General features: G+C 70.9%; 9 protein-coding genes. 3 read left to right on the top strand and 6 right to left on the bottom strand.

The window, feature by feature from the left end; all coding sequences use genetic code 11:
* The first annotated feature begins 49 nt into the window (after window positions 1–49).
* From AC3WPZ_RS20670 to AC3WPZ_RS20660, 3 genes are all read left to right on the top strand, one after another.
* On the top strand, window positions 50–1,450 hold the full coding sequence (locus tag AC3WPZ_RS20670; RefSeq protein ID WP_492441283.1) for a dihydroorotase: 1,401 nt from the start codon (window positions 50–52) through the stop codon (window positions 1,448–1,450).
* 32 nt (window positions 1,451–1,482) lie between these two features.
* On the top strand, window positions 1,483–2,478 hold the full coding sequence (locus tag AC3WPZ_RS20665) for a Bug family tripartite tricarboxylate transporter substrate binding protein (protein WP_444688852.1): 996 nt from the start codon (window positions 1,483–1,485) through the stop codon (window positions 2,476–2,478).
* Between the two features lie 327 nt (window positions 2,479–2,805).
* Window positions 2,806–3,192, top strand: coding sequence for a hypothetical protein (locus AC3WPZ_RS20660; RefSeq protein WP_444688851.1), 387 nt, complete (start codon window positions 2,806–2,808; stop codon window positions 3,190–3,192).
* A gap of 22 nt (window positions 3,193–3,214) precedes the next feature.
* On the opposite strand, the gene AC3WPZ_RS20655 is transcribed toward AC3WPZ_RS20660, so the two are convergent.
* From AC3WPZ_RS20655 to AC3WPZ_RS20630, 6 genes are all read right to left on the bottom strand, one after another.
* Entirely contained in the window at window positions 3,215–4,354 is a 1,140-nt protein-coding gene (locus AC3WPZ_RS20655; RefSeq protein ID WP_492441280.1) for a porin, read from the bottom strand.
* Window positions 4,355–4,507: 153 nt separating this feature from the next.
* Entirely contained in the window at window positions 4,508–4,891 is a 384-nt protein-coding gene (locus AC3WPZ_RS20650) for a nuclear transport factor 2 family protein (RefSeq protein ID WP_444688849.1), read from the bottom strand.
* 2 nt (window positions 4,892–4,893) lie between these two features.
* Window positions 4,894–5,745 (bottom strand): fumarylacetoacetate hydrolase family protein, encoded by an 852-nt coding sequence (locus AC3WPZ_RS20645; protein WP_492441278.1) that lies wholly within the window; start codon window positions 5,743–5,745, stop codon window positions 4,894–4,896.
* Between the two features lie 35 nt (window positions 5,746–5,780).
* Window positions 5,781–7,322 carry a bifunctional 3-(3-hydroxy-phenyl)propionate/3-hydroxycinnamic acid hydroxylase gene (locus AC3WPZ_RS20640; RefSeq protein ID WP_492436328.1) on the bottom strand — a complete coding sequence of 514 codons (1,542 nt, stop codon included), beginning with the start codon at window positions 7,320–7,322 and terminating at the stop codon, window positions 5,781–5,783.
* A 12-nt stretch (window positions 7,323–7,334) separates the two neighbouring features.
* Window positions 7,335–8,078 carry an IclR family transcriptional regulator gene (locus AC3WPZ_RS20635; RefSeq protein WP_492441276.1) on the bottom strand — a complete coding sequence of 248 codons (744 nt, stop codon included), beginning with the start codon at window positions 8,076–8,078 and terminating at the stop codon, window positions 7,335–7,337.
* A gap of 33 nt (window positions 8,079–8,111) precedes the next feature.
* A complete protein-coding gene (locus AC3WPZ_RS20630; RefSeq protein ID WP_492436325.1) occupies window positions 8,112–8,930 on the bottom strand; it encodes a VOC family protein in 819 nt (272 codons plus the stop codon).
* Window positions 8,931–9,004 lie beyond the last annotated feature (74 nt).

Genomic DNA, 9,004 nt, shown 5'->3' with positions numbered 1-9,004 from the left:
GCCCCAACCCCTCTTCCACCACCCCCCTCGCTCACAAGGAGAACATTTCATGGACACATTGATCCGCCACGGGCTGATCGTCACGCCGCAAGGGCGCCGCGTCGCCTCGATCGGCATCCAGGGCGGCCGCATCGCCGGCATCTACGAACCCGGGGCCGAGCCCGAAGCGCGCGAGGTCATCGAAGCCGACGGCCTGGCCATCGTGCCCGGCGCCATCGACATGCATTCGCACCACCGCCAGGGTTCGCTGCCGGGCTTCGAGTACAAGGACACGATCCACACCTCCACGCTGCAGTGCGCGGCCGGTGGCGTGACCACCAGCGTGGCCATGCCCAACGTGCAGCCGCCGCCGAATTCGCTGGAGCTGCTGGAACGCCAGTACGACATCTACCGCAGCGACGCAGTGGTGGACTGGAACTTCAACCCCGCGCCCACCATCAGCGAAGAGATGCCCGCCATGGCCGACACCGGCATCGCCGCGTTCAAGATCTTCATGGTCGTGGACACCGGGCGCGACTACCCGCACATGCCCGGCATCGGCGTGCACGACCACGGCAAGATCCTGGAGATCATGCAGCGCTGCGCCGAGCTGAACGTGCCGCTGATGGTGCACCCGCACGACCAGGCGCTGATGGACGTGATCGAGCAGAAGTTCTGGGACCGCGGCGAGCGCGACGCCCTGGCCTACGCCAAGGCCTACGCCGCGCACGACGGCGTGATCTGGGAAACCGCCATCGCCACGCTGCTGCGCCTGCAGCGCGCCTCGGGCTGCCACCTGCACATCCTGCACACCCAGACCGCCGGCAGCGTGGAGCTGATCCGCCAGGCCAAGGCAGCCGGGCAGAAGGTGACCTGCGAGATCAACCCCTGGGCGCTGTTCCTGGGCTGCGAATGGTCGGCCATCCAGCGCCTGGGCTCCTACGCGCTCTCGTACTGGGTGCCCGAGAAGAACGTGCCCGGCCTGTGGGAAGGCCTGCGCGACGGCACCATCGACATCGTCGCCACCGACCACGCGCCGCACACGCGCGAAGAGAAGGAGATCGGCTGGACCGACGGCTGGAAGGCCCACACCGGCACGCCCTCGACCCAGTTCTACTACAGCATGTTCATGACCGCCGCGCTGGAAGGCAAGATCAGCCTGGAGCGCGTGGTCGAGGCCTGCAGCGCCAAGCCGGCCGAGCTGTTCAAGCTCGCGAACAAGGGCGCGCTGACCGTCGGCGCGGACGCGGACCTGGTGCTGGTCGACCTGAACCGCGAGTACGAGGTGCGCGACGAGGACGTGCTCAGCCTGATCGGCTGGAGCCCCTACGCCGGCCGCAAGCTCAAGGCCAAGCCGGTGCGCACCATCGTGCGCGGCACCACCGTCTACCTCAACGACCAGGTGATCGGCCAGAAGGGCTTCGGCCAGCACGCCAAGGCCGTGCGCGAACCCGTCGCCGCCCTGGCCTGAACAGCCCCCACCCTGCCAGCCAAGGACTTTCCATGAAACGACGCTCCTTCGTCCAACACTCCCTGCTGCTGCCCGCCCTGGGCGGCCTGGGCCTGGCCACCACCGGCAGCGCGGCGCGCGCCCAGGCCAACTGGCCCGAGCGCCCCATCAACATGGTGGTGCCCTACCCCGCGGGCGGCAACACCGACTTCGTCGCCCGCATGACGGCGGACTACCTCAACCGCGCGCTCGGCGTGCCGGTGGTGGTGGACAACCGCGCCGGCGCGGGCGGCACCATCGCCTCCATGCACGCGGCCAAGCTGCCGGCCGATGGCTACTCGGTGTTCCTCGCCTCCATCGCCCAGATCTCGCTCGCGCCCTTCCTCTACAAGATCCGCTACGACCCGTTCAAGGACTTCCTGCCGATCGCCAACGTGGCGGGCAATCCCCAGGTGGTGGTGGTGCCGGCCGCCTCGCCGCACAAGAGCCTGAAGGACCTGGTGGACCACGGCCGCGCGAACCCGGGCAAGCTGCTGATGGCGCACGCGGGCACCGGCTCCATGTCCTTCCTCGCCGGCGCGGCGTTCCTGAAGCGCGCGGGCATCGACGCGGTGATGGTGCCCTACAAGGGCGGCGCGGCGGCCATCGCCGACACCATCGCGGGCATGACCGAGGTCTACACGGCCAACATCTCCGAGACCCTGCCCTACCTGCAGAGCGACCGCCTGCGCCTGCTCGGCGTGACCAGCCCGCAACCCGTGGCCATGCTGCCGGGCGTGCCCACCATCGCCTCGCTGTTCCCGGGTTTCCAGACCGAAACCTGGAACGGCCTGCTGGCGCCGGCCGGGCTGCCGGCCCCGATCGCCGACCGCCTCGCGGGCGCGGTGGCGAAGATGTTCACCGACGACGCGGTGCTCTCGCGCATGGCCAAGGCCGGCCTCATTCCGCAGACCGGCCAGCAGACACCGAAGGACTTCGCGCGCCGCATCCAGGCCGACGTGGAACTCTGGCGGCCGGTGATCAAGGCCATCGACGTCAAGCCCGAGTAGGCCCGGGCCGGGGCTTCTTCGCTGCCGGTGGGCGTGGCTGCCGTTCTCCGGCGCCTGCTCGCGGGCGCCTGCGCCCGGCAACCCCACCCACCGTCGAGAGTGCACCGCAGGCATGCGGTGCCTTCCTTTCGGCGGGCCCGGGACGACCTCTCGGCGGATGGTGCTCCCCCCGGGCGCAGGCGCCCCATTCGCGGTTGCCACAGAGCTTGAGCGTCGGGATCGCGTTGACGAAGGGGTCGCTGCGGACCAGGGCAGACGCCCGCGAGCAGGCGCCGGAGAACGGGGGGACGCCAGCCGACAGCGAAGAAGCGGCCCACAATGGCGACCATGACCCTGGAAGACTTGATGGCCATCGCCAAGCAAAGCCGCACCACCACCACTTGCCCCCACTGCCAGGCCCTGGTGTGCAAGGGCTGGGCCTCCGTGCCCGGCGGCTTCGATCTCTCGCGCCTGACACGCGTCGGCAGCTTGCGCGATCCCGACGCCGACGAACCCACACTGGCCGAGCACCACCCGAACGGCACAGGCGCCTGGTCCGACGACGCGCCCATCGCCCTCGGCTGGTTCCCCTACAACCGCTGCGACGTCTGGCAATGCAGCGGCTGCGCCCGGCCCTTCCTGCGCTACACCGAGGTCGGCGGTTACTACACCGACGAGCGCATCCGCGAACTGCAGGCCCACCTGATCGTGCGGCCTCCCCCCAACCCCGCTTGAGCGGCCGGCCGGGCCAAGCCCCTCAGAACGAGTGCCGGATGCCCAGCGCCAGGCCCGTGCCCGAGCGCAGGTTCGTGGCGCGGTCGGCGATCGCCACGCCGTACAGGTCGGTGCGCTTGGAGAGCGCGTGGATGTAGCCCGCCGACAGCGTGCTGCGCACGCGGTCGCTGACGCCGGCCTGCTCGCGCTTCGTGCGCGCCCAGGACGCGACGATGCGGCCCGCGCCCACCGGCACCTGCGCGCTCAGGCCCAGCGTGTCCAGGCCGATCTCCGACAGGCCGCGCGCCTGCACCGTGCCGGTGGAGTACTGACCAAACACCTTCACCACCTCGAAGTCGTAGGACACGCTGGCCAGCGTGCTCTTGGTCTCCAGGATCACGTAGGGCGCACCGGCGGGCTCGGCCGCCGCGCGCGGCGTGGTGATGGCGGCCCCGTCCACGCGGCGGTGGTTCAGCGCGGCGGCGAAGGCGCCCTGGCGGTAGTTCGCCGTGAGGTCCACGCGGCGGCCTTCGGTGGAGGCCTCGCGCGCCACGTACTGCAGGTTCGCCGACAGACCGCCGAAGGTGGGCGTGGTGTAGGCGACCGAGTTGCTCCAGATGCCGTCGGTGGCGCCGTTCACCGCGTTCATGGGCTGTGAACCCGTGATGGTGTGCATGAGGAAGGGACCGAGGTTCACCGACTCCGCGAAGGGCGTGAACTGCAGCGTGGCGATGTAGCTGCCGGTGGGGATGCGGCCCATGCGCAGGAAACCGAAGCCGCCGCGCAGGCCCACCCACGAGGCCAGCGAGAAGGTGCGGCCCACCGCCGTGTCGCCCGGGTGGCGGCCCGCTTCACCGGTGTCCATGCGGAAGTGGCCGCCGATGTCGAACGCGGCGCTCAGGCCGCCGCCCAGGTCTTCGCTGCCGCGCATGCCCCAGCGCGGCATGGAGAGCAGGCCGCTGTCCATGCGCGAGACCGTGGCCTCACCGGCGAGGTTGCGGCGGTAGTAACCGCCGTCGAGCACGCCGTAGAGCGAGACCTGGCTGCTGCCGCTGCCGCCACCACCGGGGGCTTGCGCGAAGGCCTGGGGCGCGGCGCCGATCAGCGCGAGGCTGGCGAGGGCCAGGTGCACGCCACGGCCCAGCGAGCGCGGGGCACGGGAGGTTTTTGAAGAATGGGGCATCGATGTCTCCGTCCCTCTCTCTGCGGAGAGGGTGATGTGGTTGATGAGAAGAAAGAGAAGCAGATGCGATGCCTTCAGGCACCGGCGTCGGCATGATGTTCAGAGGGGGTCGCGAGCGTCAAAGCCTTGCCTCAGATGATGAGAAACGGCGCCTCACTTCGCCCACGCCGCGTCGTCCACGCGCGTCGCTTGAAAGCCGCGCAGCTTCCACGCACCGGCGGTGTGGACCCACAGTTGCGACACGAAGGCGGTGGAGGCCACGGCCTCGCCGCCCGGCATCCGCTGGCCGCGCAGGCGCATCAGGCCCGCCATCCACGCCGCGTCGCCGTGGGGGTGCACCACGAGGCCCTGGCGCTCCACGGCCTCGTAGCGGATGCGGTGCGCGAGGAAGTCCAGCAGTTGTGGCTTGTCGTTGACCAGGCCGGTCGAATGCACGTAGACCAGCTGCGCGTCCAGCACCGCGTCGATGCCACTCAGGTCGCCCGCCACCAGGGCCTGGCAGCGGCGCGCTTCGAGCGCGATCAGGGCCTCCTGCACGCTCAGGCCTCCTGCACCACGCCGTTGCTCAGCACGCCCACCGAGGAGATCTCCACCTCCACGAGGTCGCCCGGCTGCAGCCACAGCGGCGGCACGCGCTTCACGCCCACGCCGCCCGGCGTGCCGGTGACGATCACATCGCCCGGCACCAGCGTCATGAAGGTGGACACATAGGCCACGAGGCGCGGGATCGGGAAGATCATCTGGTCGGTGCGCGCCTGCTGCACCACCTTCCCGTTGACGCGGGTCTGCAGCGACAGCACGCGGTCGGCGGGCAGTTCGTCCAGCGTCACCAGCGCGGGGCCGAAGCCGGCCGTGCCCGCGAAGTTCTTGCCCGGACCGAACTGGCGCGTGTGGTGCTGCCAGTCGCGCACGCTGCCGTCGTTGAAGCAGCTCACGCCCGCGATGTGCGCCCAGGCGTCGGCCTGCGCGATGCGGCGCCCGCCCCGGCCGATCACGACGGCGAGTTCGCCTTCGTAGTCCAGCTGCGTCGATTCGCGCGGGCGCACCAGCGCCACGCCGCTGCCCCGCAGCGACTCGGGATGGCGGAAGAAGATGGAGGGGTGCTCGGTGGGGTCGCGCTGGGTCTCGACGCGGTGCTCCTCGTAGTTGTGGCCCACGCAGGCGATGGTGCGCGGCTGCGGGATCACCGGCAACGGCGTCAGCGCCGCCAGCGCGTGGTCGGCCTTCGCGCCCGCGTGGGAGCGCGCGAGCGCCTGCCAGTCCGGCAGGGCCAGCAGCTCGCGCAGCGTGGGCGCGGCCGCGCCGAGGCGGCGGCCGAGGTCGATCACGCCTTCGGCCGTGCACAGCCCGTAGGAGGCGTGGCCACCGATCTCAAAACTCATCAATTTCATGGGGGGGGTTCCTGTGAAAGAAAAAAAAGAAAGGCTCAGGCCGGCTGGGGCACGACGGCGTAGACGTAGCGGTCCGGCCGCAGCACCAGGGCGGCGGCCCCGAAGCGCGCGAGCAGGGCCGCGAGTTCGCCGCTCGCATCGCGCACGCGCACCACCGCGCCGCCGTCGTCCGCGGGTGTGTCGAGAAAATCGTCTTCGCTGCGCACCAGCGCCACCTGCCCGGTGCACAGGCCGCTGGGCACCACCTGGCGCGCGGCCTCGCGCACCACGGCCGCGTCCCAGCCGATCACCGAGAAGCCCGCGCCCAGCACCTCGTCCAGCCGCAGCTCTTTCGCCGGGCGCTGCTGCACCCAGGGCTGGGGCGCGAGCTCGGTCGCGCTCAGGTTCGGCGAAGGCAGGAAGCAGCCTTGCGCGAAGCGCGGCTTGGGCTTGAACTTGAGCTGCAGGATGTAGTCGCGGCAGACCGGCAACAGGCAGGCCGCGCGCAGGGCGGTCTGGGTCAGCGCCGCGCCCACCACGCTCTTGGGCTGCATCACGCGGCCGATGCGCAAGGCCATCTGGATCAGCGCGGCCGCGTGCGGGCGCCGCTCCTGCTCGTAGCTGTGCAGCACCGACTCGGGCAGGCTGCCGCGCAACACGGCCGCGAGTTTCCACCCGAGGTTGGCGGCGTCGCGGATGCCGCTGTTGAGACCCTGGCCCGCGAATGGCGGCGTGAGGTGGGCCGCGTCGCCCGCGAACAGCACGCGGCCTTCGCGCCAGCGGGTGGCCACGCGGGCGTGGAAGCCGTAGATCACCTTACGCACCAGCGGCAGGTCGCGGTCGGCCGGCACGCGGCGCGCGATCCACTCGCGGAAGTTGCGCTCGTCCAGCACGTCCTCATCGCGGTCGCCTTCGCGCAGCATGAACTCGTAGCGCAGCGCGCCGCGCGGCCCCGGCAGGCGGATGGTGGGCCGCCTCGGGTCGCAGTAGGTGCTGGTGTGGCGCAGCGGCACGGTGCGCTCCGCGAGGTCCACGATGAGCCAGCGCTCGGCGTAGGTCTCGCCTTCGAGCACGATCTGGCAGAACTCGCGCACCGGGCTGCGCCCGCCGTCGCAGGCCACCAGCCAGCGCGCGCGCACGGGGCGGGCTTCGCCCTCGGCCTGCACCTGCACGGTGATGCCTTCGGCGTCCTGCTCGAAGGACGTGAAGCTGTGGCCGAATTTCACCGCCACGTGTTCGAAGCGCGCCAGCCCGTCGAACAGCGTTCGCACCAGCAGCGGCTGGCGAAACGCGTTGCGCTTGGGGTAGCCGTATTCCTGGCGCGTCGGCTGGATCGCCGCGAAGGGCCGGCCGCGCCAGTCGTGGTACTGCACGCCGTAGCCGAGCACCACGTCCTTCAGCACCGCGTCCAGCAGGCCGGCGCCCTGCAGCGTGCGCAGGCTCTCGTCGTCCAGCGTCACCGCGCGGGGCTCGGGCTCGAGCGCCGCGTTGCGTTCGATCACCAGCGTGCGCACGCCGTGCGTGCCGAGCAGGTTCGCCAGGGTGAGCCCGACCGGACCCGCGCCGACGATCACCACGTCGGGGTCTTTTCCATCCATCCACATAAGTTGTTAGCGCGGCGTTTCCAGCCGCCCTCCGATGCGCAGCGCCGCGCGCAGGACGTGGTCCGCGACGCGCTGCGGGTTGATGTTCGGTGCCTGGGACCACATCACCACCGAGAGGCTGCCCAGCAGCAGCTCCCCCTGGTGGATCGGTGCGGCCCAGCCACAGGCTTCGGCGTCCACCTCGGCCGCCGTCACGCAGACCTTGTCGCGCCGGATCTGCGCCATCAGCGCCGACAGCGCGTCGAAGCTGCCCGGCAGGCCCGCTTCGCGCAGGGCCGCCGTGTCGTGGCGCACGAGGTCGCGCAGGTCTTCGGGCGCCATGTGCGCCAGGATCACCTTGGACGTGGCGCCGCGGTACAGCGGCATGGCCCGGCCGCGCTCGTAGCTCACGTGCGGCGGCCCGTGGCGCCCGCGCACCTGGTGCACGCAGACCACCTTGCGGCTGTGCAGGCGGCTGAGCAGCACCACGCCACCCGTGCGCTCCGACAGGGTCTTCATGATCTCGCTGGCGGCCGCGATCAGCGGGTCGTTGATGCGGATCAGGCGGTCGAGCTCCACGATCTCCGGGCCCAGCACGTACTGGCCGATCGAGGTGCGCTCGATCAGGCCGGCCTCCTCCAGATCGGCGAGGTAGCGGTAGGCCGTGGCGGTGGAGATGCGCAGCTCGGTCTCCACGTCCACCGCGCGCACGTGCTTGAACCCCTGCTTGAACAGGCGAAGAACCTGCAAGGCCTTGGCGGTGGTGGTCATGGGTGGCGCTCCTGAAAGGGCAAGTCGGTGGGGCTAGCTTCGCATGATGGCCACACCCCAGCGGTTGAGGGTTGAGGGCTGGTGCGGCCATTCGCCGACCGCGCGCCCGGGCTCGCAGACCTCCAGCTCGGCGGAGATCTCCGCCATGTTGCCGTCCATGTCCTTGAGCATGAAGAAGGTGTCGTTGCCCGGGCCGTGCCGGCCCACGCCCCAGGCCAGCGGGAAGCCGGCGTCGGCCATGTGGTCGGCCCAGTCGCGCAGCGCGGCCCAGTCCTGCGCCTCGCACGAGAAGTGGTCGAAGCGCGCCAGCGGCGCGCGGAAGATGGCCATGGCGTGGTGCTCGGCGTCGGTGCGCAGAAAGGCCGCCGTGATGGCGCCGGCCTCGTCGCGCACGCGGTCCGAGAGCACGAAGCCGAGTTGCTCGGTGTAGAAGGCCAGCAGCGCGGCGGGGTCGGGCGTGCGCACCGCGAAGTGCTGCAGCCGCGCGCTCGGCAGGCCGTCGGCGGTGGACGCGGCGGGCGCGGCCGGGCCGTGCTCGAAGCGGATGCGGCGGCCTTCGGGGTCGAGCACGGTGTGGGCGCTCTCGCCCACCTCCTGCAGGGCCACGCCGCGCGCCTGCAACTGCGCGCGGTGCGCGAGCAAGGCAGCGGCCGTGTCGAAGCGGAAGCAGGCCAGGTGCAGCTGGCCGCCTTCGCCGGGCCGCAGCACGAGTTCGCGTTCGGGCGCGCGGCACACGTGGGCATCGCCCTGGTGCGAGACCGCGAAACCGAAGGTGCGGGCGTAGAAGCCGGCCAGCGCGGCCGGGTCGCTGGCGGTGAGTTCGAGTCGCGCGAGGTGCGCTCCGATTTCCATGGATGTCCTTTCGAGATCGAGTGGGTCGATCATGGACATCGGGTGCCGGCCGGTCAAAACCGTTTCTCGTTTCC

Source organism: Hydrogenophaga sp. FW305-3-2-15-A-LB1, assembly GCF_058787875.1.
This window is presented reverse-complemented; position numbering and strand designations above follow the sequence as displayed.